Here is a 25,899-nt window from a genome sequence, read left to right on the forward strand (position 1 = left end):
CCTTGCGCCCAAACCGAATTTATGTAACGAACTAGTCCCTAACATTTAGACGTGTCAACCTCGCAAGAGCCGAGGCGACGGAGAGCCTGAAGCCGACATGAAAACGTCCATCGCCACGGTTTCGATCAGCGGTACGCTCGATGCCAAGCTGCAGGCCATCGCTGCTGCCGGATACGATGGGGCCGAAATTTTCGAGAACGACCTGCTCTCCACGCACCTCTCGGCGCGTCAGATTGCCGCGATGATGGCCGACCTTGGCCTCGCCTGCACGATGTTCCAGCCGTTCCGCGATCTCGATGGCTTGCCCGAACCGCAGCGTACCCGCGCGTTTGACCGGCTCGAACGCAAGTTCGACGTGATGCAGGAACTGGGCACCGACCTGCTCCTGCTCTGCTCCAGCTGCTCCCCGCTCGCCTCTTCCGACCGGGCCCACACCATCGCCGACCTCCACGAAGCCGGCGAGCGTGCCGCAGCACGGGGCCTGCGCATCGGCTACGAAGCGCTCGCCTGGGGCCGCCACGTCAATGACCACCGCGATGCCTGGAGCATCGTCCGCGATGTCGACCACCCCTCGATCGGCCTGGTTCTCGACAGCTTCCACTCGCTGTCGCGCCGCATACCCTCCTCCAGCATCGGCGATATCCGTGCCGACAAGCTGTTCATCGTGCAAGTGGCCGATGCTCCCGTGCTCGACATGGACCTGCTGCAATGGAGCCGCCATTTCCGCTCGATGCCGGGGCAGGGCGATTTCCCCCTCGATGACTGGGCGCAGGCCATCCGCAAGATCGGCTACGACGGTTACTGGAGCCTCGAAATCTTCAACGACCGCTTCCGCGCCGGTTCCGCCAGCGGCGTCGCGCTCGATGGCTACCGTTCGCTGCGCCTGCTCGAAGGCGGCATCGGCAAGCCCTCGCCAGCCGCGCCGAGCCTCCCCTCGCGCGCTGCCACAACGGGTGTCGAATTCATCGAATTCGCGGCCAGCCACGAAGAGGCCGAAACCCTCGGTGCCATGCTCCGCCCACTGGGCTTCCGCCCCACCGCGCGCCACCGCACCAAGGACGTCACCCGCTGGACGCAAGGCGCGGCGAGCATCGTGGTCAATTGCGAACCCGAGGGCCTCGCCCACAGCTTCGACATGGTTCACGGCGCCGCCGTCTGCGCGCTGGGACTCACCGTGCCCGATGTTCCCGCCGCGCTTGCCCGCGCCGATTTCCTGCGCATCCCCCGCTTCGAACAGGCAGTCGGCCCCGATGAGTGGCCGATCCCGAGCGTGCGCGGTGTCGGTGGCAGCCTGATCTACCTCGTCGACCAGGTCAGTCGCGAAGCGATGTGGGCGCACGAATTTCCTCACGCGCTCGAACCCGAAGTCGCGCCACTCCTCACCGGCGTCGACCACATCGCGCAGACCATGCAGTACGAGGAGTTTCTCAGCTGGCTGCTGTTCTACGTGGCACTGCTCGATGTGGAGAAGACACCCCAGCTCGAAATCGCCGACCCGATGGGCCTCGTGCAGAGCCAGGCGGTCGAGAATGTCGATCGTTCGGTGCGCTTCACGCTCAACGGCTCGCTCGCCAGCCAGTCGCTCACCTCGCGGTTCGTGCAGAACTACTTCGGCGCCGGCGTGCAGCACATCGCCTTTGCCACGCCCGATGTCTTCGCCGTTGCCGAAGCCGCCCGCGCCGATGGCCTGCCGATCCTCGACATCCCGCGCAATTACTATGACGATCTCGAAGCGCGCTGGGGCCTCGACCCTGACCTGATCGAGCGCATGGCCCGCCTCGGCATCCTCTACGATTGCGATGGCGAGGCGGAGTACTTCCAGTTCTACAGCCGCGCCTTTGCCCGCCGCGTGTTCTTCGAAGTGGTCGAGAGGCGCGGCTACACCGGCTACGGCGCTGCCAACGCTCCGATCCGCCTTGCCGCACAGGCCCGGCACAAGCCCGAATATCTCGATTGAGGAAACCGATGCGCTTCACCACCGCTCTCGCCGCGCTCGCGCTGGCCGCCCCCGTCGCAACACCGGTTGCCGCTCAAGCCGCAGAGCCCACGCTTGAGTTCGCCTTCGAGGAAACCGTCACGCTAGATGCCGATGTGCCCGTCGGCGCAACCTCGCTCGGCACCCGCAACATCGTGCCGATCACCGGCGGCACGTTCGAGGGGCCGGGCATTCGCGGCACGATCATGGGCGGCGGGTGGGACTGGCAATTGCGCCGGGCCGACGGATGCATGCAGATCAAGGCCGACTACATGCTGCGCACCGATGACGGGGCAGTGATCAATGTCGTCAACACCGGCGTCAGCTGCCGCGCCAAGAACCCCAAGGCCGTCGTCCGCACCCACCCCGTCTTCGAAGCGCCACAGGGCAAGTATGACTGGCTCTCGCAAGGCTGCTTCATCGGCACGCTCGATCCGGTGAGCCTGCCCGGTGGCAAGCGCGCCGTGCGCATCCGCTTCTACCGCGTCACCTGAGCGCCCAACGAAAAACAGATCAAGGAGAGGACAAGATGGCCCGTTTCACCCCGCTGCTGGCGCTCGCCTGCGCTACCTTCCTCGTCGCCCCCGCCAGTGCCAAGGCACCAACAGAGCGCACGGTCCCGGTCAACCCGGAACCTTCGATGGCTGACAAGTTCCCGCAAGTGCCCGTCGCCTTCCCCGGCGGGGTCAAGGCGTGGCGTGACGTGACCTACCAGGTCAACCCCGGCTACCGCCCGCAGATCGTCGACATCTATGTGCCCGCAGGCAAGGGACCGCATCCGCTGGTGCTCTATATCCACGGCGGCGGCTGGATGGGCGGCCATACCCGCCAGTCCGGCGCGTTCGACAATTTCCCGAAGATGCTCGCCGCCTTCGCCGCCGAAGGCTTTACCGTCGCCAGCGTCGAATACCGCCTCTCGGGCGAGGCGACCTTTCCGGCGCAGGCGAAAGACGTCTTCGCCGCCCTGCGCTTCCTGCGCCAGAATGCCGCGCAGTATCACATCGACCCGGCCCGCGTCGGCGTCTTCGGCGGCTCGGCCGGTGGACATCTCGCCGCACTGGCAGGCCTTGCCTGCACGAACGGCAAGATCGACGCCACGCTTGATCCCGCCTCGGCCAATGACGCCTGCATTCAGGCCACCGCCGCATGGTACGGCATCCACGATTTCGCCACGATGCCGCGCATCACGCAGAAGGATTCTGCCGAACAGCGCCTTCTGGGCTGCAAGGACGGCACCTGCTCCCCCGAAGCGATCCGCGCCGCCAGCCCGATCACCTATGTCGATGCCAAGGACTCACCGGTCCTGCTTCTGCACGGCGTGGACGACAAGGTCGTGCCCGTCGCGCAATCGCACCAACTTGAAGCCGCACTCAAGGCCGCGGGCGTCCCGGTCAGCGCCACCTACTACTCCGCCACCGACCACAGCTTCATGGGCCAGACGCCCGACGACACCCGCCGCACCTCGCTGAAGGCGATGAACGCCACTTTCGACTTCTTCCACGACAAGCTGGGCGTGCCGCGCAAATGATCCGCAAGCTGATAGCGGCGCTGCTCCTTGCCGCCACGCCGCCCGCCTTCGCCGAACCCGTTGCGGTCGATGGTGGTCAGATCGAGGGCGTTACTCTCCCGTCCGGTGTCAGTGCATGGCTCGGTGTTCCGTTCGCTGCGCCGCCGTTGCGCGATCTGCGCTGGAAGGCACCGCAGCCGGTGCAACCATGGCAGGGCGTGCTCCATGCTGATCGCTTCGCGCCCGAATGCCTGCAGCCCCTGCGCGGTTCGCTGCAGAACCACTACTTCGGCAACGAAGCGACCAGCGAGGACTGCCTCTACCTCAACATCTGGGCACCGAAGAGCGCCGCCAAGGCTCCCGTCGTGGTGTGGATCTACGGCGGCGGCTTCAACATCGGCTCGGCCTCGATGGCCAACTACTCCGGCGAACCGTTTGCACGAGACGGCGTGGTCCGCGTCAATCTCGCCTACCGCGTTGGCGCGTTGGGCTTCCTTGCCCACCCGGAGCTGACCGCCGAAGCAGGCGCTTCCGGCAATTACGGCCTGATGGACCAGATCGCTGCGCTGCAATGGGTCCAGCGCAACATCGCCAGGTTCGGCGGCGATCCCGCCATTGTCACGATCGTCGGCCAGTCAGCAGGGGCAATGTCGGTCTCGCTGCTGCAGGCCTCGCCGCTTGCCAAGGGCCTGTTCGCCAAAGCCGTGGCCATGAGCGGCAGCGCCTTTGGCGGCATGCTCGGCCCCGCTCCGCTGGCCAAAGCCGAGGAACAGGGCCTCGCCCTGCAAAAGGAGCTTGGCGCCACCTCGCTTGCCGAAATGCGCGCCTTGCCCGGTGACCGCATCGCCGCCGCCGCGAGCCGGCGCGACCCCATCGTCCGCGACGGCAAAGTCGTCACCGGGTCGCTGGAAGAAGTCTTCGCCGCACACCAGCAGTCCGACGTACCGGTGCTGATCGGTTACACTCGGGACGAGAGCTTCCGCCCCTTCGCACCGGCCGACAACCTCGCTGCTGCCGTGCGCGAGCGTTACCCCGCAAACGCCGATGCCATCCTCAAGGCCTATGCGTCCGATGGCGCCCACGCCGCTGCAAGCATCGCCCGCGATGGCACGGTCGGCCTGCAGATGGCGACATGGGCCCGGGCGCAGAACCGCCATGGCAGGGCACCGGTCCTCCACGCGCCGAGGTCTGGACACCCACGTAGCCGGTTTGTGGGCACGGGACGCTTCGCTTGGACTGACAGCTTCCTTTGACCATCCGCACCGTAGTGCTGCACGATCTTGAACCGTGGTCAAGCGACGGCCTTAGCACCAGTCGTGGCAAGCTTATGAACAACGCGTAGTTCCGCAGGCAACGACCCTCACCTAACGGCAAACCACAAACTTGCGACGTTCGCGTTGCGGGCGAGCTGCAGCGTGCGGCCAGGGAACACGAGGGATTGATGATTTCGCATTGGCTCGCGGAGCTGCAATACAGGCTGGGTGCGACGATTGACGCTTCGGGCAAGATCGTTCCAGACACATCCTGGAGTGCGCAGCTGCTGTCGTCCGAACGGCTGTGGATGCTGCTTGAAGGCACGCATGTGCTGACACTGATGCTGTTTGCCGGGACGATCCTGTTCGTCGACTTGCGCCTGCTTGGCATTGCTTTCCGCAACGTGCCCGTCTCGCGAGTGGCGGATGAGGTTCTGCCATGGACGGTGGGCGGATTTGCCGTGCTTCTGCTGACGGGCAGCCTGCTGTTCTTCTCCAATCCGCTGGAATACTGGCACAACTTCGCCTTCCGCCTGAAACTGGGCTTCCTTGTCGTGGCGGCCATCAACATCTTCTGGTTCCACTATCGCGTGCAGGCCAACCGCCCGCAGTGGGATGAAGCGCCTGTGCCGCCGAATGCCGTGCGCGCCTCGGGAGCGACCTCCATCGCGCTGTGGTTCGTGGTGATCTTTGCCGGTCGCTACATGGCGTACGACTGGACCAAGTGCATGAACCCCGGTCCGCTGGTCGGCGCGGTGGCGCAGTGCGAAGTCTACGACCAGACGATTGAAAAGATTGACGAGGAGATCGCGCAATGAGCGTCAACTTCCGGGACACCCTGCCGACGCTGCAGGCTCCGCTCGACAGCTTTGCCCAGATCGAATGGATCAAGGACCTGAACCAGACGACCTGGCTCTTCGCTATTGTCGAAACCGCGCACCTGCTCTCGATGGTCATCCTTGGCGGTGCAGTACTGGTGCTGAACCTGCGTTTGCTTGGCGCGATCCTCAAGGATGTACCTGCCAGCACGGTCGAGGCTGCGACCCGGCCGTGGCTGCGGATAGGCATTATCGGAACGATTGCCACCGGCATCTACATGGGCGTTGCAACGATCGTGACGCTGCTGCCGAACGGTGCGTTCTTCGTGAAGATGATCGCGCTGATCGCAGCCATCCTGCTCAGCTTGGCCGTCTCGCGGCAGGTGCGCGAGAATGCCGCAGCCGACGGCCCGCCGCCGCTGGTTCTGGCCTTTGCCGCAGGTACGCTGTGGCTGGTCGCACTGGTACTGTTCACCGCAACGAGCGAACTTTCATCGGGCTCGCTGATCGTGGCCTTTGCCGGTTTCGTGCTCTTTGCCGCAAGCCTTGCCCGCTATCGCACAGCCTACCTTGCAACGCTTGGCGGCGTGGTGGTGCTGGCCGTCCTGCTCTCGCTGAAGTTTGCCCCCGAAGGCAGCGCAATGCCCGGCCTTGTTGCGGTGGTGCTGGCGCTTGGTGCGGCCGTGGCAGCGGGCTGGTTCGAGAACCGCAGCAATGCGGCGCCTGTTATGGGACGAATTCAGGTCGCTGCGCTGTCATCATCACTCGCATGGATCACGGTTGCGGCAGCGGGACGATGGATCGGCTTTAGCTGATAGAATTTTCTCGATTTAATAAAAGCCTCTTCTTCCGACTTTATTGGAAGAAGAGGCTCTTTCGCGTTCGTCCGAGATCTTTTTATTGGTATAATAAGCATATTCCGATTACTTCGTTTTTACCTTAGCTGCCACTGACTAAGCGGCTCCCATCGAGATCAATTTCTGATGGGGGCCATAATGCCGAACGAAATCTTCCAGTCCGCGCGCAAGAGCAGCACGATCGTCCTTCTCGCGCTCGGCGCATCGCTGATTGCGATGGTTCCTGCACAACCAGCGCTGGCCCAAGCCGCCGCGCCCGCAGCGCAAGCCCCTGCGGCACCCAAGCTGGACAAGGCAAGGATCGACGCCCTGCTCGCCACACCCGACAAGGTGGTGTTCATCGACGTGCGCCGCGCTGACGAGATCAGCCAGCTCGGCGGTCTGCCGGTGTTCCTCAACATCCAGATCAGCGAACTCGACCGCTTTCTGTCCTATATCCCGCGTGATCGCCAGATCGTGACCGTATCGAACCATGCGGGACGGGCGCAGAAAGCTGCTGGCCTCCTTGCAGCGAAGGGCTTCAACGTGGTTGGCGCCGTCGGCGTCGAGGACTACGCGGCCGAGGGCGGTTTCCTCTACGGCCAGAAAATCGTCACCCCCGAGATTGCAGGCGTGGTCGCTGCCGGAACCCGCGTCGAAGTGGTGCGCGAGGGCTTCGAGGGCACCGAAGGGCCGATCGCGCTCGCCGATGGTTCGATCCTGTTCACCGAAAACCGCGCCGACCGCATCGTCCAGCTCGGCCTCGACGGCTCGGTCTCGACCTACCTCGAGAAGACCGGCGGTGCCAACGCGCTGGCGCTTTCGGCCAAGGGCGAACTGCTCGCCGTGCAGACCGCGCCTTCGGGCATCGCCGTGCTGCAGCCGACACCCAAGGTTCTGGCCAGCAAGTTCGACGGCAAGCCGCTGGGCCGCCCGAATGACTTTGCGCTCGCCCGTAACGGCAACATCTATTTCTCCGATCCGGGTGCCAACCCCGCGCCGGGCGCTGCCGCTCCGGCAACGCCGCCCAAGACCGGGTTCTACTGGCTCGACAGGAAGGGCAAGGTCCACCTCGTTGCCGATGACATCCGTCGCCCCAACGGCGTTGCCCTGAGCCAGGACGAAAAGACCGTCTATGTCGCCAACACGCAGGGCGAATACCTGCTCGCCTGGACCGTCAACGCCGACGGCAGCCTGACCGGACGCCGCGACTTCGCCAAGCTTGCGGGCTTCAAGACCACGCCGACCGGCCCGACCAGCGGCGCGGACGGCATAGTCGTCGACAAGGACGGGCGCGTCTTCGTCACCAGCACGCTCGGCATCGAGGTGTTCTCGCCCGAGGGCCAGCCGCTCGGCGTGATCAAGCTGCCCAAGCAGCCGCAAAACCTTGCCTTTGGCGGCAAGGAGCACGCGCACCTCTACGCCGTGGGCCGTGGCTCGGCCTACCGCATCGCCACGCTGACCAAGAGCGTCGACCGCCCCGGCAAGTGATCAGAACATAAAGATTTCAGGGAATTACCAGAATGCGCATCCTCTCCACGCGCGCGCAGGCGTTCACCGCCGCGCTTCTCCTGTCCACCGCTTCCACTGCCTATGCGCAGGAAGCGCCCGCTGCTGCTGTTGATGCGGCAGACGCTGCAGCATTCGATGAGGCCGGGGGCATCGTCGTCACCGCGCGCAACCGCGAAGAAGACATCAACGATGTGCCAATCCCGATCACCGTGCTCAGCGGTGATACGGTGGCCCAGCAGCGCGTCTTCACCATTGCCGACCTGACGCAGCGCGCGCCGGGCCTGACCGCAACGACGCCGAACGCCCGCCGCACCGGCGTGTCGTTGCGTGGCATCGGCAAGACCAGCGGCAACGACAACATGGAAGCCGCCGTCGGCACCATCGTCGATGACGTGTTCCTCGGCCATGTCGGCATGACCTATCAGGACTTTACCGATCTCCAGCAGGTGGAAATCCTGCGCGGCCCCCAAGGCACGCTGCTCGGCAAGAATACTTCGCTTGGCGTGATCAAGTACACCACCAAGGCGCCGACCTTCGATCCCGAGGGCACGCTGGAACTGGAAAAGGGCTTCACCCGCAAGGCGTTCAAGGCGCGCGGCAGCTACTCGGCGGGCATCGTCGAAGATCTGCTGGCGTTCCGCGCCTCGTTCTTCCTCGACAAGCAGGATGGCGACATCCTCAACGTCAATCCCGCGCGTGGCGGACGCTGGCATGAACGCAACCGTTGGGGTGGCCGCGTGCAACTGCTGTTCAAGCCGGCCGACAACTTCTCGGTGAAGATCAACGCGGATAGCGCCGAAACCAACGAGAATTCGAATACCAAGCCTTGGATCGTCGACCCCGCAAAGCTCGACGATGGCTCGGTGCGAGGCACGACCTTCTCCACCCGCCTCGCCCGCAGCTATTTCGGTGGCTACACCCCGATCATCGGATCCACCACGACCATCGACATGGATCAGGCCGAGCCGCTGATCACGCGCAACAGCGGCGTTTCGCTGGTGGCCGATTGGGATGCAGGGCCGGTTCAGATCAAGTCGATCTCGGCATACCGCAAGCTGCACTTCGACGCGAAGAACGACAGCGAGCAGACGCGCTTTGCCATCGCCCGCGGCGGCACTCTGGTCGACAGCGAGCAGCTTTCGCAGGAACTGCGCGTCAGCGGCGATCTGACCGATGCCCTGCACATCCAGGCCGGGCTCTACCTGTTCAAGATCGACACCGAGACGACCAGCCGCAACCTGTTCGGCCGCGATGCCGGTGCGTTCTACGCCACGAATGGGCAGTACAACACGCTGAACACCGCGACGAACCTGCCTTTCCTGCGCGCTTCGCTGGAGAACGTGTTCTCCACGACCTACCAGAACCCCGTTTCGAAGAGCCAGGCGGTGTTCGCGCAAGGTGACTGGAAGCTGACCGAACGGCTGGCCGTGACGGGCGGCCTGCGTTACACCTGGGAGCAGAAGGACAGCATTACCACGCGCGGCGCGACGTTCATCGATGGGCGCGCTCTGGTTTCGGCCGGCAATGCAACTGCCGACGCGATCCGCAGCGCCCAGCTTGGCGCCGCTTACACCGACGTGCTCGGCACCCCGATCCGGGACGGTTCGTTCTCCTGGCTGATCAACCCGAGCTACAAACTGGCGGATGACGTACTGCTCTATGCCTCGGCCAGCGGCGGCGGCAAGTCGGGCGCTGTGGCGTTCCTCAACGACGGGACGCGTGCCAACGTCCTGCCCGAGCGTACGACCGACTTCGAACTGGGCGTGAAGGGCGCGTTCTTCGACAACGTGCTGCAGCTCAACGTGAACCTCTATCACACCAAGGTTCGCGACTATCAGAATGTCACGAGCTTTGCCGATGCGGCGTCGCCGACCGGCTTCAGCTCTCGCCTTGGCAACGTACCGGCGCTGCGGGCCCGTGGCGTGGAAGTCGATGGTCACCTGCGGGTCAGCGACGCGCTTTCGTTCAACTTTGGCGGGGCCTACAACGACGCCATCTATACCGACTGGTCGACGGCCACCTGCCCACGCAACGTACCCTCCTCGACCCCGGTCTGCAACAATACCGGCAAGCAGATCGTCGGCGCGCCCAAGTGGAACGTGATCCTCGGTTTCAACTATGACCAGCCGATCGGTGACAGCGGCTTCACGTTGCGCCTGTTTGCCAACGACACGTGGCGCTCGTCGCACAATCTGGAGCAGCTGCTTTCGCCCTATGGCTTCCAGAAAGGCTATCACCTGACTGATGCCGGGATCGGCGTTTCGAAGGAGCTGAACGGGGTCGAGACCGAGTTCAGCATCGTGGCCAAGAACCTGTTCGACACGCAGTACACCACCAGCGTCAACGATTTCAGCAACACCGCCCCGGTCGGCTACGATGGCGTCGGCCCTCGTCGTTACGTCGGCGCGCTGCTGCGCGTGAAATACTGAAGGAGGCCAATGAGATGAACCGCAAGTCGCTTCTGATCGCAGGCGCTGTGGGCGTGGCGGGGCTGGTCGCCCTGCCCGCCGCCAGCCTTGCCCACCACGCCTTTGCCGCCGAGTTCGATTCCAGCAAGCCGCTGGTAATCGACGGCGTGGTGACCAAGGTACGCTTCGTCAATCCGCACAGCTGGATCTACCTCGACGTCAGGAACAAGGACGGCTCGGTGACCAACTGGGGCTTCGAGTTCGGCACGCCGACTTCGCTGCGTTCCAGCAACATCACGCGCGACAACGTCCATGCCGGGGTGCCGATCCGCCTTGCCGGATACAAGGCCAAGAATGGCGGTCCGTTCGGCTATGCCACGACCGTAGTCCTGCCCGGCGGGCGGAAGGTCCAGACCGGCAGCGCACCCGATGCTCCGCCGCCGCCCGTGGGGAAGTGAGATGACCGCCAAGGCAGCGATCCTGCTGGCGGCATCGACCGCACTTCTCATGCCGACACTGGCCGGGGCGGCTCCGGCCAAGCCTGCGGTTGCGGCAGTGCCTGCAGCCCCTGCGATCCCGCGTCAGGCTGATGGCAAGCCCGACTTCTCCGGTATCTGGCAAGTGCTGGGCGAGGCGGACTACGACCTTGAACCGCACGCCGGTCGTCGTGATGCCCCGCCGGGGCCGGGCGTGGTCGAGGGCGGCCGGATCCCCTACACGGCGGAGGCGCTGGAACGGCGGGCCAGCAACTTCGCCACCCGCGCGAAGGACGATCCACGTCTCAAGTGTTGGGTGCTGGGCGTGCCGCGCGGGGTCTATTACCCGGCGCCGTTCCAGGTGTTCCAGCGCGCGCAGGACCTGACGCTGGTCCACCAGTTCGGCAACCAGGTGCGCACGATCCACACCGATGGCTCGGACCATCCGCAGGAGAAGCATCAGGAGTTCTGGCTGGGCGACAGCCGCGGCCAGTGGGAAGGCGATACGCTGGTCGTCGACGTGACGGACTTCAACGAGGAAACCTGGCTCGACCGTGCAGGCAACTTCCACGGTCCCGATCTGCATGTGGTAGAGCGCTGGACCTTCGTCGACCCCAACACGATTTCCTACAGCGCTACCCTTGATGAACCCGGCATCTACACGAGGCCGTGGACAATCAACGTCCTCCTCCATCGCCGCCGGGACAAGGGTTTCCAGCTGATCGAGGACTACTGCTACGCGCTCGAATACGAGCAGTTCTATCCGCACAAGGACGGACAGTGATGAACCGCAAGACCTTTTGCGCCGCCGCAGCGCTGCTGCTCGCAGGGACCTCGCCCATGGCTTCGGCGCAGGACGCAACGCCTGCACCGCAGCCCACGGCACCGGGCATTCGCTGGCAGAAGGAAGTGCCCGCCATCGCCTCGGCTGAATGGACCGGCGCGCGTCTCGCCGATGGCCAGCCTGATGTCAGCGGGTTCTGGTCGAACACGATCTCGAACCACAGCAACTTCACCGATCCACAGGCTGGTCCTCCGGGCGAACCTTCGGCAGCGGCCAAGCTTCCGCGTGACCAGCGCGCGCCGAGCCGCGTGTCCGATCCGGGCGACGGGCAGATCCCCTATCTTCCCGCCGCGCGTGCGCTGCAGGAGGACTTTGCCAAGAATTTCCCTAATCCGGTGAAGCCCCGCTACATTGAGCCGCTCGCGCGCTGCGCTCCGGCGGGCGTGCCCAAGTCGTTCATGTGGCACGGCTATGAGGTGCGGCAGTATCCCGGATACGTGGTGTTCCTGTTCGATTCCGGCACGCGGATCATCCGGCTTGACGGATCGCCGCACCTTTCGCCCGAAATCAAGCTGTGGAACGGGGATTCACGCGGCCATTGGGAGGGCAACACGCTGGTCGTCGATACCCGCAACAACAACGGCAAGGCGCTGTTCGGCCGCTATGGCGATTTCATGAGCGAGAACGCCACGGTGGCGGAGCGTTTCATCTTCGATGCCGATGGCAAGCGCTTCAACTATGTCGCGACCTTCACCGATCCAACGGTCTACTCACGCCCATGGACGGCGACGATCCCGGCACGGCGCTATACCGTGGCGGATAAGCCCGATGGCTGGCACTTCGACGTGAAGCCGGTCAACGCGCCGGGCAGGCCGCTGCAATACGAGCACTACGAGCGCATTTGCGCCGAGAACAACGGTCCGTTCGGCGGTGGCGCGGTTGGCGTGCCTTCAGATGGGGCGGTCATCGACCGCTAACGTCGACTTCGTCATTGCGACCCCGGCGTAAGCCGGGGGAAGCAATCCAGAGCGGTTCTGCGCCGACTCTGGATTGCTTCGTTGGCTTCGCCGCCTCGCAAAGACAAAGAGAATGGCGGTACCTCAGCCGAACTTCCTTGCCAGCGCCGCCGCCACCGCGTCGGCGTCGGCAGGCTCGACTGGTGCCTTGTAGACGTTCACCATCTTGGCGACCGAGTCCTTCCAGAACTGCGCACCCTTCCCGCGTGGCTGGGTGACGATGTATTCGAGCGAGTGGCAGGTCGAGCAGGCGTTGACCACCAGTTCGCCCTCGGCATCGGCCAGTTCTGCCGGGGTGGTTTCCGCAGGGGCCGAATAAGTCAGGGGCCTGGCGGCAATCGCCGCCGGAACCAGAGCCGCTGCCGCGATCAGGACAAGTGGTTCCCTCCGCATCACGCGACCTCCAGCCTGATCGTCTCGACCACATTGCGCATGTAGCCAGCAGGCTGCCAGCGCTGTTCGAGCGGCTGTGCCTCGCCATCGGCGGTGACGGCGCGGACCTTGATCCGATGGGCCCCTGCTTGCAGCGCCAGCCCCAGTCGCCATTCGCGGAACGAGTAGCGTCCAAGGTCTTCACCCAGCCGCGCTTCCTGCCAGCTCTGCCCATCGTCTGTTGAGAGCAACACGCGCGCGATGTTCGATCCGCCCGCAAATGCAATGCCGCGCAGTTCCACCGTCTGCCTTGCCGCAACCCGCGCCCCATCGGCGTGGCTGGTCACGAACGAGCGCACGTTGAAGCGCCCGATCGGCTTGGTCTTGTCGGGCTTCTGGCCGGGGACCAGGCAGTTGCAGTCGTTGTCCGGAATGCGATAGGCGGTCTTCATCCAGTAGCCATCGAACTGCGCATTGACGACGTTGATCTCGTCGAGGTGCTTGACCCAAGATGTGCCGTAGTGCCCCGGCACGATCAGGCGCAACGGATAGCCGTTGAGAAACGGCAGATCCTGCCCGTTCATCTGGTAGGCGACCATCACCTCACCATCGCGGGCATGATCGATATCCAGCGCCTTCACGAAATCCGGGATGCCATCGAGCGGCGGATTGTCGAGCCCGTTGAAGGTAACCTGCCGCGCCCCTTCGCGCAGGCCGGCCTTGTCGAGCAGCGCCTTGAGCGGCACCCCGCGCCAGCGGGCATTGCCCATCGCACCGTTGCCAAGCTGCCCGCCGCCCACGCGCGGTTCGACGAAACCCCGGCTGTTGCCCGAGCACTGATTGACTGCCACGATCTCCTGAACGGGAAAATCACGCTTCAGGCTGGCGAGGGAGAGTTCGAGCGGCTTGCCGACATGCCCGCCGATCTTCAGGCGGAACGTCGCCGGGTTGATCGCATCGGGCAGGCCGGACAGATGATAGCGCACGAAAAACGCATCGTTCGGCGTGATCAGCCCATGGTTGAACACCTCGAACGGCGTTTCGAGCTGCGGCGGACGGGTGGTCAGCAGGATCAACTCCCGCTTCTGCGGAAAGCGCACCAGCGGCCGCGTGCCATTGCCGAACGGCAATTGCACGGTCTTCGCCACGCCAGCCACGGGTGCTGTTGCAAGCGCGAGGCCGGAGACTCTGAGGAACTCCCGACGTCTCCAGTTTCGCACATCCACTTCGTTCATCTGTAGTCCTGTCAGTGATGCAGTTGCGGCATGGCGGAGGGTGCAATGGCAAATGGAGCGGTGGCCATGTCGCCCACTTCGGCAACATGAAGGTCGCGCCGTTCGGTAAATGGCGCAATTTCGGGTGCCTGCGCAAGGCGCGGCGCACGCTTCGTACCGCTCAGGACATCGGCATCGAGATGCGGAGCGAGCATGGCGACGAACTGATAGGCATAGTTGCGCAGCAAGGTGCCTTTCTGAAGCGCAATCTTGGTCGTGCCCGTGCCGAACAAGGCATCGGACCCCTGCACCACGCGCAGCTCGCCATCGTTCCCGCCTTCCACCGCCATCTGCGCAACGATGCCGACACCCGCGCCAAGACGAACATAGGTCTTGATCACATCTGCATCCATCGCTCGCAGCCGCAAGTCGACTTCGACCCCGGCCTGTTCGAAAGCGTCGAGCACGCGCGAGCCACCGGAGAACTCGGAGTTGTAGGTGATGATCGGATAGCGGGCGATGTCTGCTAGCGTGGGGGTGTTCAAGCCCAGCAGGGGATGGCCCTTCGGCGCGATGACCACGTGACGCCAGGTGAAGCAGGGGTGCGTTTCCAGGTGCGGGTTGCCGTCGACTGCCTCGGTCGCAACGCCGATGTCCGCCTCGCCGCGCACCAGCGCATCAACGACATAGCTCGGGCTGCCCTGCAGCAGTTCGACCTCGACCTTTGGAAACAGCTGCCCGAATTGCAGCAGAAGGCGCGGCAGGACATAGTTGGCCTGGTTGTGCGTAGCAGCGATGATGAGGCGACCTTTGTCGGCCTGTGCAAACTGGTCCGACAGGCGCTTGAGGTTGTCTGCCTCCTGCAGCAGGCGGTCGATCACCCTCGCCGCGTTCTCCCCGGCAGGGGTCAGGCCCACCAGGCGCTTGCCCCGGCGCACGAAGATGTCCACGCGCAGTTCCTGTTCCAGTTCGCGGATCTGCTTGCTGACGCCCGATTGCGAGGTGAACAGTTCGTTCGCCACCTTGGTCAGGTTGAGGTCGTTCTTCACCGCCGCGCGGATATAGCGCAACTGCTGGAAGTTCATGTCCGCCCCCGCAGTCCAGCACAGGGCCGACCGGCAGAAGGCGAGACGCGGGTATCTTGTGAAATCGGCATGATGCGCGTTCCCTCGCTCGCTTTGGCGAAGCATCCTGCGCAGGGTAGCAGCCGTCTCTACTCATTTAGTAGAGATTCGCGCAATACTCAAGTCGGATCATCTATCTTGACGGCTGTGACAGGCAGTTGAACCGACAAATTGTTCTATCGAAAGTGCAATTTCACCTTGGGTCGAACTCTGCACCCGCCTTGGAACGGGGTGGCATGAGCATATGAGAAACGGTGCCTTAGACCTCCATATGACCGGCGGTAAGGACCCGCCAAAGGGCGTGCGGATGGCGCATGGCCCGCACATGAGGGCCCCCTGTGAAGCATCGCACCATTCTTCTTCTGGCAGCCAGCCTTGCCGGCAGCGCCATCGCATCGACCACGATCTTCGCGCAGACCAACGGTCTCGAGCCGCTCCCCCTGCCCGAACTGATGGGTCACGTAATGCAGCGCAATGCCTACCAGCTCTGGGCCTGGACTGCGCTCGAGGCCGATGCGACCGGCAACCATTCGGGCGAGCCGAAGACGGAAGAGGACTGGGAGAATGCCGAAAGCGATGCGCTGACCTTGCGCCAGCTCGCGGTCGTGCTGCGTGGCGCGCCGTACAGGCAGGAAGACCCGCGCTGGGACAAACTTGCAGGTGATCTTGAAGCTGCCGCAACCGCCAGCGCGCAGTCTGCCGAACGCAAGGACTTAGCAGGCCTGACCGCTGCCGGGGAAGCGATCAACGCCCGCTGCGTTGCGTGCCACTGGGCCTTTGCGCCGACGCTTGAGGAAGTACCGCCGCCTGTCCCCGTCTCATAAATCGAAGCGCAGTTCCGCCAGCACGCGGCGACCGACCGAATACTGGAACGCGCCGTTGGACGCGACCTGCCAGCCATAATCGTCGAACACGTTGGCCAGCTGCAGCCTGAGCAATGCGCGCTTCGATCCGATCGGGAAACGATAGCGCATCCCCAGATCGATCATCTCGCGTGGCGGAGCGTAGAGGCTGTTCAACGGATTGCCGACGCGCGCTGACAAGCTTTCGACCGCGATATCAAATGAAAGCGGACTCTTGCCCCCACCAAGCCGCCAGTCGGCATTGGCGATGGAGCGCCGGCGGATCGTGCCCACCGGGCGCGGGCCGATGCGGCCTTCGTCAACCAGTTCGCCCGAAATGCGGGAATCGATCAGTACGTTGCCCAGCACCACGGACAGGCCGGGACGCACCGTCCCGGTCAGCGACACTTCGACCCCTCGATTGGAGGACGATCCGAGATCGCGATAGAGCAGTTGGTCGTCGAGGTTGTAGTAGGGCTTGGTGATCTCGAATACCCCGGCGACCAGACTGAGGTTCTTCGTCACCGCATAGCGAAAGCCAAGGTCGGTCTGGCGGGTCCGGATCGCGGGCGGCACCGCGCCGCGATTGGTAGCGTTCTGCGGCGCGACCGAGACTTCTTCGAACCCGCGCACATACCCGCCATAGAGCGAGAACGAGGGGCTGATCGTATAGCTGGCCGTCAGGCTGCCGGTGACCGGACGGTCGCGGTTGGACGTGACCAGCCCCGCGCTGACGAAGCGGATGGTCTTGCTGTAGCGCGATCCGGCAATCGCAGCGTCGATCAGGAACCTGCCGGGCCGGGTCAGCGAGTAGGACAGCCCAAGCGTACCTTGCGAGGAATCGTCCGTGTCATCGACGCCCAGTGCAATGGTGGGCCTGGGGCGCTCGTCGGCGAAGTTCAGGCTGCTGGGGCCAAGCGATATGCGCTGGACCCCGCCGAAGCGGCGATCCCCGGTCCGCCCTCGGAAGCTGAAGGTCAGCCGGTGAGCCAGCGGGCCGTCGGCAAAAGTGCGCACGACCTTGGCCTCGCCTGACAGCGTCCGGTCGATGTTGTTGCCATCGACCACCATGACACGGTTGGCCACGGTGCCGTCGGGCCGCAAGTTGGCAAAGATATCGGTGAAGTTTGAGTCCACACGTCGTTCGGCCCGAAACAAACCCGCTTCCACGCGCCAGTCGCCCAACGGTAGCTTGGCCAGCGCGCCATAGATCTGGTGCGTATTGTCGCGGTCGCTCCAGCTCTGGCCAATCATCTCGCGCCGCTTGATCTGTGGCGGCAGGTAGTCTCCGCCGGGAAAGATCGCCGGTGCCGCTTCGTCATCATAAGTGCGGGTGCGGCCCCAGAACGCTATGACGCTGGCCCCGGCATAGGGCCGCCATGCCAGTCCGCCCGATGCGATCCACGACTTGAAGTTGCCGCCCTCGTGCCGGTTCTGCCGCCGCACCGTGCCGCCGAGGTAGACGCGCAGATCATTCCCCACCGCGAAATTGCTGTCCACGCTGCCCAGAACCGAGCCGAACTGCGCCCGCTCCAGACCCACGGTGAACTGGTCGGCATCGGCCGAAGCCGAAAGATCGAAATCGACGATCCCGGTCGGTGCGGGGAAGGCATAGCCCATCGCCGCGATGCCCACACGCACCCGGCTTCCCCGTGTCAGCCGGTTGGGCAGGCGATCGACGGGCGCAAAGTACAGCCCTTCGATCCGCGCATTGCCGGCATCGACAGGATTGAAGCCGCGCACGTCATCGGTGCCGTAAAGTCCCACGCGCTCGTTGCCGACGGACTGGCCGAAAGCGTCGTTGGCATTGGTGATCACGTTGTCGTCAACGCGCTGCGCAAAGGCCACGCGCGGCAGGGGTAGCCCGAGAATCGCCGCTGCAAGGACGCAGGTCAGCCTCCCGCCGATCCGGTATGTGCCTCTATTCCCGTGCATTTCGCCCCCTCAGGCACCGCAGCCAGCCCTACGGGCCGCGCTGCGCCACGCGCGTTAGGAATGGAGGAATGGCCGGGGAACGAACGCTTCGCCACATCCTTGTTCCATAATGTCACAAAGGGTTGCGCGACGAGGCAAGAAGGCGCCAGAGTCACACGTGTCTTGCGCCCGGCAAGCGTGCAGGTTCAAGCCCCGCGGGGGACGAACAGCCACTCGGGGGGCTAGCAAACCTTGCGCCCGCGCGTTGAACGATCACTTCGGCGCAGCGGCGGCGGCATCTGCCGCGTTCAAAGCTGAACCGGGACAGCGCGACACCAACAATCCGCCGAGCTCAGGCAGTCAGTGCGCCTAGGTGGGTTTCCCAGGCAATGGTATCGTTGTGCGAATGGGTGAAGCCGATCGAGCGCTCGAAATCGACGCACGCCTTCGAGCGGAACGCGACAATATAGGTGCGCCGCCAGCGGTCCTGCGACAGATTGCCGCCGGAGCCATGCACAATCAGTTCGTCATGCACGGTGATGTCGCCGCGGCTCAGCGGAAGGTCGACGACCGAGTCGTGCTCCGAAAGCTCGACGCTGAGGATGTGGGACTTGCTGCGATCCTCCCCCATCAGCGGACGGTGCGGGCGAAGGCCCTGCTTCTGCGAACCCGGCACGACCTTGAGGCAACCGTTCTCGGTATCCGCGTCGTCGAGCGCCAAGCTGCATGTTGCCGTCAGCGGCTCAGGGGTTCCGGTGGGCCAGTAACCGAGGTCCTGATGCATCGTGAACACCGCATCGGGCTTTGCGGGGCGCTTTGCCAGGAACTGGTCGTAGTCCAGCGTCGCACTCTCCCCTAGCAACTGACGGGAGATCGAGGCGGCGCGCCGCTCGTAGAGGTTATCACGGAGGCTTGGTTCGTAACGACGCGGCAGCACCGCATTGACGAGGCTGAAGTTCTCGAACTCGCGGTCAAAGGGCCCCGACATGTCGCAGAAATCCTTGCCCATCCCGCTGACTTCACCACGGATGAAGCGGTCGAACTCGGCTTCGAGTGGCAGAAGCTCCTCTTCGGTCATCACGCTGCGCAAGGTGATGTAACCGTCGCGATGGAACTGGGCGATCTCCTCTGGCGAGAGGATGTAATCGTCACCTTGTCGGCCGAATTGCTGCGTCATTTTTGCGGAAGCCTTCGTGTTCTTGATGAGGTCGTCAGGCGATGCAGATCGTGCCGTAACGTTCGGCGTGCATCGGGAAGATATGCACGTCGGGCGGGAAGTAGGAATAGCGGATGCGGGCGAGGACCTCGATCTTGTGGACGCCCGGTTCAAGACCGCCCGGCTTGTCTACGAGGATTTCGCCCCATTCGGTCAGACCCCAGCGCGCGGTGGTTTCCTCGCGCATTTCGGCCATGGTGTAGACTTCGTCGCGGATGCCGAAGCGGTTGATCTCGTGGTCGTAGAACACGCCGTCGACCGTCACGTCGAAGCCGTCGAGCTGCGACAGGCGGGTGCCATGGTAGTTGGGGATGCGGATGCGGATGGCGAAGCCTTCGCGCGCGCCGACCGGGCCGAAATTGCGGAAGCCGGTGCTCTGGATGAGCTGGTGTTCGAGCATGGTATTCTCCGGGAATCTTGGGGGTGCCACAGGCCTCAGGCGAATTTGCCTTCGTCGTACTCGCGCTCCAGCTTGCGCAGCAGCACCTGCTGGCGGCGGACCTGGTCGATCGAGCGCCACGGCGCGCGCCAGCCCTCATATTCGCTCGACAGGTAGCCGGAGTAACCGGAGCGCTTGATCGCAGAGATCACCGGTTGCCACGGAATGTTCTGGTCCTCGAGGTTCTCGTCAATGTCGTGGAACTTGGCCTGGATGAACACGACGTATTTGGCGACGTCGAGGAAGTGTTCCGGCGGCACCTTGATGCCGTTGAGGAACTCCATGTGCTTGCGCGCTTCGTCGTTGATCTGGTGCGAACCCCAGTGCGTCAACGGACGGTCCTGGAAGATGCCGGTGTCGATCATCAGACCGAAGTTCTTGGTGCCGGTGCGCTCGATGAAGTTGATGTAGCCATCGACGACCTCATGCTTGATCGGCGTGGGCGCGTGGATTTCCGGGCAGATCACCACGCCCAGCTTGTGGGCGAGATCGAGGTTGCGTTCGGTATAGGCTTCCCACTGCGGTTCGGGGATCAGATCGTGCGAGAGCACGCCGAACTTCGGGCGCAGGAACTTGAAGCCGAACTGGTGGGCAAGGCGCAGGTCGCGCTCAAGCTCTGCGGCGCCTTCCTCTACGGTAAGGTTGCGCTGCAAGGTGATGCGCATGTCGACCCACGAACACATGTTGGTGGGCTCGAGCTTGTACTTGTCGAGCAGACCGAACCAGCGATCGAGGAACTGGCTGGAGGGGTTGGGGTACCCCTCGATCTGGCCTTCGCCGAGGATCTCGATCCCGGTAGCGCCAGTGTCGGCAATGTGATCGAACGCGTCTTCCAGCGTCATGACCGAGCCGTAGTCGTCGACGTAGCTGTAAGTTGAAACACCGTACTTGAACGAGCCGGCCATGTCTTGCTCCTGCAAGGCGGAAGACGAAGCCCGTGGACTTCACCTCCCGCCGGATGTGGTTGGATCCTTGTCCGGATCGGAAGTTCGCGCTTGCCGCGCACGCCGTAGCGGCGCGGCACCTCAATCTAAACACCGATTAAATCGTGTCAGAGAAGGCGTCAAGGTCAATTTGATCAGTGATCTGATCGCAAGTTGGCAATTGATCCTAGTGCTGGGAAAGGCTCTTCCGGCGCTATTGATCGTTTCAGTCCGCCAACGCGGCGAGCGTAGCGCGAGCGACGATGGCTTCGGCGATATCGATGCTGGGCAGAGCGGCCTCGCTCGGACGGATAACGCCCTTCTTGCGCATGGAAGAGAAGCCGTAGATCGCAGACCAGAAGGCGATGACCCTGAGGTCCGCCTCATCGTCGCTGACGCCGGGCAGCGCTGCTCTGAGGTGGTCGCGCAAGTTGAAATGCCCCTTCAACTGGTAATCGAGCAGCAGGGGATCGAGCACCGGCGAGGTCAGCTCGCTTTCGTACATGAGGTCGAGGAGGAAGGGATTGGCTTCGGCGAAGCGGATGAACAGCAGACCCATTTTGCCCAGCTTCTCGGCCGGCGTGGCGTTGCTGCGGCGGACCTGTTCGGCCCCGTCAAGCATCTCCTCGAAGCCCTCGATCGCGAGTGCCAGCAGGAGCGAACGGCGATCGGGGAAGTGGTGGTAAGGCGCGCCGGGCGAGACGCCAACTTGCTGGGCGAGCGTGCGGATCGAGAGGCCGTGGTGCCCATTTTGCCGCACGTACTCGCGGCCGGCATCGAGAAGATCGCGGCGCAGGTTTTCGCGGTGGTAGGGCTTCTTGGCGGACATCAGACCTCTTGGACGACCGGGCACGTCAGGCGTGACAGCACAGCTTCCCTAACAGCAAACCGGCTTCTGGCCAGACAGAAACTGCGACCACAACCGTCCTTTTGCGACGCTGTCCGGCCACTCTTGCAAGCACGCCTGATCGATGTTCAGGTGGGCCATGAACAATCCACAGACATGGCTCCTTTCCGGGGGCGACTACGAAGTAACAGTTGCGCCGGAGATCGGCGGTTCGCTGCGAAGCCTGGACTGGAAGGGCCTCCCCGTGTTTCGCGAGGCCCCCGGGGATCACATCCTCGACGCGGCGTGCTTTCCTCTTGTGCCATTCTGCAACCGCATCGCGCATGGGATGTTCACGGCCGACGGCGTGACATGCAGGCTTTCGCCCAACTTCCCGGGCCCTTTCCATCCCCATGCGCTGCACGGCCATGGCTGGCTGGTACCTTGGCAAGTTGCAAGCCATGATTCGGCCTCGATCCGGATGGTTTACGACCACTCCGCGGATGAGTGGCCGTGGCGCTACCATGCTGAACAGCACGTGCAGGTCTCGGTCGATGGGGTCCGGATCACGCTGAGCGTGACCAACACCGGACAGGGTGTCATGCCAGCGGGGCTTGGCCTTCACCCCTATTTCCCGCGGGACGACAACACCATCTACCTGGGCCTGCATCGCCGCGAATGGCAGACAGCGCCCGATGGCTTGCCCATCGCGCCGCTGGATGCCGCCAAGGCACTGGACTGGTGGCACGGCGCGCCAATCGGCAGCCGGCCGGTGGATACGATCCAGGATCTGCGCGAGGGTGCGCTCACGATCCGTCGCACTGCGCACGACCTTCTGATCGAGCTGCTGCCGTGCGACGCGTTTTCCTGCACGGGGGTCTACGTGCCGCCTGACGCCGACTTCTTCTGCATCGAACCACTCACCCACCCCACCGATGCCGTCAATCGCGCCCCTGACCGCATGACGATGCTGGCGGAAGGCGAGACACTGGAAGCAAGCCTGCTGATCCGCGCCCGACATATCTCGTCGCATCAGGCTTGACTTAACCGCACGACAATCTAATCGCTGATTAAATATCGCGTGGCCGATCGGTTCATGGTGAGCCGCACCTGCACGGGAGGGAGCGATGGAACCTGTCAGAATTGGCGTCGTCGGCGCGGGCGACATCAGCGCGGTCTATCTCAATGCTATCGCCCGCTCGCCTGCGCTTGATCTGCGGGCTGTTGCAACGCGTTCTCCTTTGGGGATTGCTGGTATGGCGACGCGGTTCGGTGCGCGTGCTGCGACGGTCGCAGAGCTCCTGGCGGACGATGCCATAGAGCTCGTCCTGAACCTTACGCCGGGCGTGGCACATGAGGAAATCAATGCTGCAGCGCTTGAAGCGGGCAAGCACGTCTATTCCGAAAAGCCCTTCGCCCTGTCGCATACCGGCGCGCGCAGGCTCGCGGATCTTGCCGAGCGGCGCGGACTGCTGATCGGATCGGCACCAGACACGTTCTACGGCAGCGCACACCAGGCGGCCCGCAAGGCACTGGACGCAGGCGCAATCGGCAGGCCGGTGTTCGGCACATCGTTCCTTGGGCTGCCGGGCCTCGAACACTTCCATCCCAACCCGGAAGCGTTCTACCGGGCCGGAGGCGAACCGCCGTTCGACGCCGGGCCGTACTACACGACGATGTGGATCAACCTGCTGGGACCGGTGAAGCGGGTGTTCTCGATGTCCGGCGCAGGGAGGACAGAGCGGACCATCCGTCGCGGGCCGCGCCAGGGCGAAGCCTTCCCGGTAACGGTCGACACCTCGTTCAACACGGTGCTTGAATTCGAGGAAGCCTCGGTCAGCTTCATCATTTCACTCGACGTGGTGGTGCCGACGCTTCGGCCAGGCGAACTATACGGTTCTGACGGCATTCTAGCGATGGCAGACCCGATGTTCTTCGGTGGTGAGCCTACAGTGATTGCGCCACCCACGCCACGCGCCGCGCTCACGACCATTGATCAGGGCTTTGCCACGCCCAACCGGCATGACCATACCGGCCGCATCGTGGCCGACTATCGCGGTGCGGGGTTGGTCGATCTGGCACTCGCGATCCGCACTGGCAGCAAGCATCGTACCGGGGCTGAGTTCATCGTCCACTCGGTCGAAGTGATGGAGGCCATCGTCAAATCGGCAGCGTCGCGCACGGTGGTTGATCTCGTCTCCACCTGCGAGCGCCCTGCGACCATCGATTCGGAAGCCGACGCCGCCCTGATCGCGCTGACCGCATCACCGTTCGATCTGGCCGAAAGTGCGCCGGCCCACTGACATACCGCCAATTCCGTGGAGTTTCCCAGATTGTCCGCAAAGCACTGCATTCTCGCCGCCAGCCTCGCCCTGCTCGCTCCCGCCAGCGCATTCGCTGCCGACGGTCCGCCCGATGGATCAACGCCTGAGCAGAAGGCCGCGATCGCCAAGGACCCGGCCTATCGCAAGCAGGATCTGGTGCTGACCAACCTTCCCCGCCAACGGATGGCACCGAAGAAGCTGTTCAATGGCCGCGACCTCACCGGATGGGACAGCTGGCTTGGCTATACCGTGCCGGCCACGACCTACGGCACGCCCAGCAGCGCGCCGATCGGGCTGAACCAGGATACCTTCGGGGTGTTCAAGGTGGTCACCGAGGACGGCGCACCCGCAATCTATTCCAGCGGCAAGCTGTTCGGCGGGCTGCTGACCAAGCAGTCCCACCGCAACTACCACCTTCACGTCGAGTACAAGTGGGGCGCCAACACCTGGACGCCGATGCCGCGCAACAACGGGGTGCTCTATCACTCGCACGGGGCCTACGGCGCCTTCTTCGGCACGTGGATGAGCGCGATCGAATTCGAGGTGGTGCCGCACTCGGTCGGCATGCTGCTGACGGTCGGCGATTCGAAGGGCAAGCAATCGTTCGAGACGGTCGATTGGCGCGTAGGCGCGACAGTGCCGGTCGCCAACGACCCTTCGATCCCCTACCCGAGCCGCCGTTACTTCAAGGGCGGCCTGCCCTCGCGCCTGACTTTCCCGACGTGGAACGTCGATGCCGGTAGCGACGCGGAAAAGCCGCTTGGCGAGTGGAACTCGCTCGACCTCTATGTCTTCGGCGACAAGTCGATCCACGTGGTCAACGGCGTGCCGGTGATGGCCGCGACTAGCCTGACCACCAAGGACGCGAAGGGTCGTACGGTCCCACTGACCGGCGGCAAGATCCAGCTACAGTCGGAAGGGGCCGAAACGTACTTCCGCGCGATTACCATCGAGCCGATCAGCCGCCTCCCGACCATTGCCGAGCGCAAGCCGGGCTGATCCTGAGGAGCGGGCATCATGGCAGAAACGGTATTCGAGCAGGTAACCGCCGAACAGGACCTGCTCGACGTCAGCGAGGTCCGCGCAGCTGCCGAGCCGCTGATGCCCGAAGCCTACCGCAGCTTCGTCAACAACGTCGGCATGGAGCACACGCTGCATGACGACATAGCGGCGTGGCAGGCAATGCACTTGCGCCCGCGCGCGCTGGTTGACGTCGCCCACATCGATACCTCGGTCACCGTGCTCGGCCAGCAGATCGCAATGCCCATCATGACCGCGCCGTTTGTCGGTTCGACGCTGGTCAATCCCGAAGGCGAGGTGGCGACCGCGCGTGGTGCGATGGCAGCGGGCACGATCACCACGCTCAGCATGATGGGCACGCGCCCGCCCGAGGCGGTGGGCGCTGTGGCTGCGGGGCGCTACTGGCAGCAGATTTACTTCATGCGCGATCGCGGCGTGGTGAAGGACGTGGTCGAGCGGGCCGTGGCTGCGGGCGCATCGGCGCTGTGCTTCACGGTCGATCTTCCCGTCATGCCGGCCTTCCCGCGCCCCATGCGCCTAGCCGCTCAAGCGCTGTTCCAGCGGTGGCAGGAGCCGGAGCACATGATGTATGCCGTCCGCGATTATGCCGACCGGCCGATGGGTGCGACTTTCCCCGATGCCGCCGCAACCTGGGCCGACGTGGAATGGATGCGCAGTCTCTCCAACCTCCCGCTCATCCTGAAAGGCGTAATCCGGCCTGACGACGCGATGCGCGCACGCGACCACGGCGCCAGCGCGCTGATCGTATCGAACCATGCCGGACAGGGCCTGCGCCATTCACAACCGGTCGCCCATGCCCTCCCGGCTATCGTCGAGGCCGTAGGGCAGGACATCGAAGTCTATGCCGACAGCGGCATCCGCACCGGGGCGGACGTGCTGCGGGCGCTGGCCCTCGGCGCGCGTGCGGTTCTTGTAGGTCGTCCGGTGTTGTGGGGCCTGACCGCAGACGGTTCGCAGGGCGTCGAACGGGTGCTGAAGCTTCTCCAGGCCGAACTTGCCGAAGTCATGGCGATAACGGGAGTCGCAAGCGTGGATGCGATCGACAGATCCGTGCTGGCCCCACGCTGACTGCTCTAGCA

Annotated in this window: 24 protein-coding genes; 16 read left to right on the forward strand and 8 right to left on the reverse strand. The window is 64.0% G+C overall.

All coding sequences use genetic code 11. The annotated features are described in order from the left end of the window. Positions 1 to 97: 97 nt before the first annotated feature. The 11 genes from I2488_RS14965 to I2488_RS15015 all read left to right on the forward strand — a co-directional run bounded on the left by I2488_RS14965 (position 98) and on the right by I2488_RS15015 (position 12,546). Positions 98 to 1,957 (forward strand): bifunctional sugar phosphate isomerase/epimerase/4-hydroxyphenylpyruvate dioxygenase family protein, encoded by a 1,860-nt coding sequence (locus tag I2488_RS14965; protein WP_196276622.1) that lies wholly within the window; start codon positions 98 to 100, stop codon positions 1,955 to 1,957. Beyond that, positions 1,954 to 2,469 carry a DUF3237 domain-containing protein gene (locus I2488_RS14970; protein ID WP_246465694.1) on the forward strand — a complete coding sequence of 172 codons (516 nt, stop codon included), beginning with the start codon at positions 1,954 to 1,956 and terminating at the stop codon, positions 2,467 to 2,469. Before I2488_RS14965 ends, I2488_RS14970 begins: the two co-directional genes overlap by 4 nt. Before the next feature lie 35 nt (positions 2,470 to 2,504). Further along, positions 2,505 to 3,503: an alpha/beta hydrolase gene (locus I2488_RS14975; RefSeq protein WP_196276623.1), complete on the forward strand. Its 999-nt coding sequence runs from the start codon at positions 2,505 to 2,507 to the stop codon at positions 3,501 to 3,503. Beyond that, positions 3,500 to 4,735, forward strand: a complete 1,236-nt coding sequence (locus I2488_RS14980) for a carboxylesterase/lipase family protein (protein WP_246465695.1) — start codon at positions 3,500 to 3,502, stop codon at positions 4,733 to 4,735. Before I2488_RS14975 ends, I2488_RS14980 begins: the two co-directional genes overlap by 4 nt. 188 nt (positions 4,736 to 4,923) lie before the next feature. Beyond that, positions 4,924 to 5,553, forward strand: a complete 630-nt coding sequence (locus I2488_RS14985; protein WP_196276624.1) for a DUF6644 family protein — start codon at positions 4,924 to 4,926, stop codon at positions 5,551 to 5,553. After that, positions 5,550 to 6,368: a DUF6644 family protein gene (locus I2488_RS14990; protein ID WP_196276625.1), complete on the forward strand. Its 819-nt coding sequence runs from the start codon at positions 5,550 to 5,552 to the stop codon at positions 6,366 to 6,368. The genes I2488_RS14985 and I2488_RS14990 overlap by 4 nt, the downstream gene beginning before the upstream one ends. Positions 6,369 to 6,548: 180 nt before the next feature. Further along, on the forward strand, positions 6,549 to 7,880 hold the full coding sequence (locus tag I2488_RS14995) for an SMP-30/gluconolactonase/LRE family protein (RefSeq protein WP_196276626.1): 1,332 nt from the start codon (positions 6,549 to 6,551) through the stop codon (positions 7,878 to 7,880). A gap of 32 nt (positions 7,881 to 7,912) precedes the next feature. Further along, complete coding sequence (locus I2488_RS15000) at positions 7,913 to 10,330, forward strand: TonB-dependent receptor (protein WP_196276627.1); 2,418 nt, start codon at positions 7,913 to 7,915, stop codon at positions 10,328 to 10,330. A gap of 14 nt (positions 10,331 to 10,344) precedes the next feature. After that, the gene (locus tag I2488_RS15005) at positions 10,345 to 10,767 is read left to right on the forward strand and encodes a DUF6152 family protein (RefSeq protein WP_196276628.1); all 423 of its coding nucleotides are present in this window, start codon (positions 10,345 to 10,347) and stop codon (positions 10,765 to 10,767) included. 1 nt (position 10,768) lies between these two features. Next, on the forward strand, positions 10,769 to 11,569 hold the full coding sequence (locus I2488_RS15010; RefSeq protein ID WP_214652405.1) for a hypothetical protein: 801 nt from the start codon (positions 10,769 to 10,771) through the stop codon (positions 11,567 to 11,569). Continuing rightward, on the forward strand, positions 11,569 to 12,546 hold the full coding sequence (locus I2488_RS15015; RefSeq protein WP_196276629.1) for a hypothetical protein: 978 nt from the start codon (positions 11,569 to 11,571) through the stop codon (positions 12,544 to 12,546). The genes I2488_RS15010 and I2488_RS15015 overlap by 1 nt, the downstream gene beginning before the upstream one ends. Before the next feature lie 123 nt (positions 12,547 to 12,669). Here I2488_RS15015 and sorB read toward each other — a convergent pair whose 3' ends face one another. From sorB to I2488_RS15030, 3 genes are read right to left on the reverse strand one after another with little or no spacing between them, the layout of a single operon-like run. After that, positions 12,670 to 12,978, reverse strand: a complete 309-nt coding sequence (gene sorB, locus I2488_RS15020; protein WP_196276630.1) for a SorB family sulfite dehydrogenase c-type cytochrome subunit — start codon at positions 12,976 to 12,978, stop codon at positions 12,670 to 12,672. Next, positions 12,978 to 14,192 carry a SorA family sulfite dehydrogenase catalytic subunit gene (gene sorA, locus I2488_RS15025; protein ID WP_196276631.1) on the reverse strand — a complete coding sequence of 405 codons (1,215 nt, stop codon included), beginning with the start codon at positions 14,190 to 14,192 and terminating at the stop codon, positions 12,978 to 12,980. Before sorA ends, sorB begins: the two co-directional genes overlap by 1 nt. 11 nt (positions 14,193 to 14,203) lie before the next feature. Further along, on the reverse strand, positions 14,204 to 15,256 hold the full coding sequence (locus tag I2488_RS15030; protein ID WP_196276632.1) for a LysR substrate-binding domain-containing protein: 1,053 nt from the start codon (positions 15,254 to 15,256) through the stop codon (positions 14,204 to 14,206). 377 nt (positions 15,257 to 15,633) lie between these two features. Between I2488_RS15030 and I2488_RS15035 the strand changes: the two genes are divergently transcribed. Continuing rightward, complete coding sequence (locus I2488_RS15035) at positions 15,634 to 16,119, forward strand: hypothetical protein (RefSeq protein WP_196276633.1); 486 nt, start codon at positions 15,634 to 15,636, stop codon at positions 16,117 to 16,119. Here I2488_RS15035 and I2488_RS15040 read toward each other — a convergent pair. From I2488_RS15040 to I2488_RS15060, 5 genes are all read right to left on the reverse strand, one after another. Further along, positions 16,114 to 18,072 carry a TonB-dependent receptor domain-containing protein gene (locus tag I2488_RS15040; RefSeq protein ID WP_196276634.1) on the reverse strand — a complete coding sequence of 653 codons (1,959 nt, stop codon included), beginning with the start codon at positions 18,070 to 18,072 and terminating at the stop codon, positions 16,114 to 16,116. The two genes, I2488_RS15035 and I2488_RS15040, sit on opposite strands and share 6 nt — an antisense overlap. Before the next feature lie 331 nt (positions 18,073 to 18,403). Continuing rightward, the gene (locus I2488_RS15045; RefSeq protein WP_196276635.1) at positions 18,404 to 19,228 is read right to left on the reverse strand and encodes a phytanoyl-CoA dioxygenase family protein; all 825 of its coding nucleotides are present in this window, start codon (positions 19,226 to 19,228) and stop codon (positions 18,404 to 18,406) included. Between the two features lie 34 nt (positions 19,229 to 19,262). Continuing rightward, on the reverse strand, positions 19,263 to 19,667 hold the full coding sequence (locus I2488_RS15050) for a C-glycoside deglycosidase beta subunit domain-containing protein (protein ID WP_039335577.1): 405 nt from the start codon (positions 19,665 to 19,667) through the stop codon (positions 19,263 to 19,265). Positions 19,668 to 19,702: 35 nt separating this feature from the next. Continuing rightward, complete coding sequence (locus tag I2488_RS15055) at positions 19,703 to 20,611, reverse strand: sugar phosphate isomerase/epimerase family protein (protein ID WP_196276636.1); 909 nt, start codon at positions 20,609 to 20,611, stop codon at positions 19,703 to 19,705. A gap of 244 nt (positions 20,612 to 20,855) precedes the next feature. After that, positions 20,856 to 21,458 (reverse strand): TetR/AcrR family transcriptional regulator, encoded by a 603-nt coding sequence (locus I2488_RS15060; protein ID WP_196276637.1) that lies wholly within the window; start codon positions 21,456 to 21,458, stop codon positions 20,856 to 20,858. A gap of 157 nt (positions 21,459 to 21,615) precedes the next feature. On the opposite strand from I2488_RS15060, the gene I2488_RS15065 reads away from it, so the two are divergent. The 4 genes from I2488_RS15065 (at position 21,616) to I2488_RS15080 (ending at position 25,888) form a co-directional block, all read left to right on the forward strand. Further along, a complete protein-coding gene (locus tag I2488_RS15065; protein ID WP_196276638.1) occupies positions 21,616 to 22,497 on the forward strand; it encodes an aldose 1-epimerase in 882 nt (293 codons plus the stop codon). 85 nt (positions 22,498 to 22,582) lie between these two features. Further along, positions 22,583 to 23,758: a Gfo/Idh/MocA family protein gene (locus tag I2488_RS15070; protein WP_196276639.1), complete on the forward strand. Its 1,176-nt coding sequence runs from the start codon at positions 22,583 to 22,585 to the stop codon at positions 23,756 to 23,758. A gap of 30 nt (positions 23,759 to 23,788) precedes the next feature. Then, on the forward strand, positions 23,789 to 24,778 hold the full coding sequence (locus I2488_RS15075; protein ID WP_214652406.1) for a 3-keto-disaccharide hydrolase: 990 nt from the start codon (positions 23,789 to 23,791) through the stop codon (positions 24,776 to 24,778). Between the two features lie 18 nt (positions 24,779 to 24,796). Beyond that, a complete protein-coding gene (locus I2488_RS15080; protein WP_196276640.1) occupies positions 24,797 to 25,888 on the forward strand; it encodes an alpha-hydroxy acid oxidase in 1,092 nt (363 codons plus the stop codon). Positions 25,889 to 25,899: the final 11 nt, after the last annotated feature.

Origin of the sequence: Novosphingobium jiangmenense (assembly GCF_015694345.1) — a bacterium.
Classification (GTDB): Bacteria; Pseudomonadota; Alphaproteobacteria; order Sphingomonadales; family Sphingomonadaceae; genus Novosphingobium; species Novosphingobium jiangmenense.

Bases quoted from the DNA above. Each gene is read 5' to 3' on its own strand.
- I2488_RS14965 (WP_196276622.1), top strand. From the start codon at position 98: ATGAAAACGTCCATCGCCACGGTTTCGATCAGCGGTACGCTCGATGCC.
- I2488_RS14975 (WP_196276623.1), top strand. From the start codon at position 2,505: ATGGCCCGTTTCACCCCGCTGCTGGCGCTCGCCTGCGCTACCTTCCTC.
- I2488_RS14980 (WP_246465695.1), top strand. From the start codon at position 3,500: ATGATCCGCAAGCTGATAGCGGCGCTGCTCCTTGCCGCCACGCCGCCC.
- I2488_RS14985 (WP_196276624.1), top strand. From the start codon at position 4,924: ATGATTTCGCATTGGCTCGCGGAGCTGCAATACAGGCTGGGTGCGACG.
- I2488_RS14990 (WP_196276625.1), top strand. From the start codon at position 5,550: ATGAGCGTCAACTTCCGGGACACCCTGCCGACGCTGCAGGCTCCGCTC.
- I2488_RS14995 (WP_196276626.1), top strand. From the start codon at position 6,549: ATGCCGAACGAAATCTTCCAGTCCGCGCGCAAGAGCAGCACGATCGTC.
- I2488_RS15000 (WP_196276627.1), top strand. From the start codon at position 7,913: ATGCGCATCCTCTCCACGCGCGCGCAGGCGTTCACCGCCGCGCTTCTC.
- I2488_RS15005 (WP_196276628.1), top strand. From the start codon at position 10,345: ATGAACCGCAAGTCGCTTCTGATCGCAGGCGCTGTGGGCGTGGCGGGG.
- I2488_RS15010 (WP_214652405.1), top strand. From the start codon at position 10,769: ATGACCGCCAAGGCAGCGATCCTGCTGGCGGCATCGACCGCACTTCTC.
- I2488_RS15015 (WP_196276629.1), top strand. From the start codon at position 11,569: ATGAACCGCAAGACCTTTTGCGCCGCCGCAGCGCTGCTGCTCGCAGGG.
- sorB (WP_196276630.1), bottom strand. From the start codon at position 12,978: ATGCGGAGGGAACCACTTGTCCTGATCGCGGCAGCGGCTCTGGTTCCG.
- sorA (WP_196276631.1), bottom strand. From the start codon at position 14,192: ATGAACGAAGTGGATGTGCGAAACTGGAGACGTCGGGAGTTCCTCAGA.
- I2488_RS15030 (WP_196276632.1), bottom strand. From the start codon at position 15,256: ATGAACTTCCAGCAGTTGCGCTATATCCGCGCGGCGGTGAAGAACGAC.
- I2488_RS15040 (WP_196276634.1), bottom strand. From the start codon at position 18,072: ATGCACGGGAATAGAGGCACATACCGGATCGGCGGGAGGCTGACCTGC.
- I2488_RS15045 (WP_196276635.1), bottom strand. From the start codon at position 19,228: ATGACGCAGCAATTCGGCCGACAAGGTGACGATTACATCCTCTCGCCA.
- I2488_RS15050 (WP_039335577.1), bottom strand. From the start codon at position 19,667: ATGCTCGAACACCAGCTCATCCAGAGCACCGGCTTCCGCAATTTCGGC.
- I2488_RS15055 (WP_196276636.1), bottom strand. From the start codon at position 20,611: ATGGCCGGCTCGTTCAAGTACGGTGTTTCAACTTACAGCTACGTCGAC.
- I2488_RS15060 (WP_196276637.1), bottom strand. From the start codon at position 21,458: ATGTCCGCCAAGAAGCCCTACCACCGCGAAAACCTGCGCCGCGATCTT.
- I2488_RS15065 (WP_196276638.1), top strand. From the start codon at position 21,616: ATGAACAATCCACAGACATGGCTCCTTTCCGGGGGCGACTACGAAGTA.
- I2488_RS15070 (WP_196276639.1), top strand. From the start codon at position 22,583: ATGGAACCTGTCAGAATTGGCGTCGTCGGCGCGGGCGACATCAGCGCG.
- I2488_RS15080 (WP_196276640.1), top strand. From the start codon at position 24,797: ATGGCAGAAACGGTATTCGAGCAGGTAACCGCCGAACAGGACCTGCTC.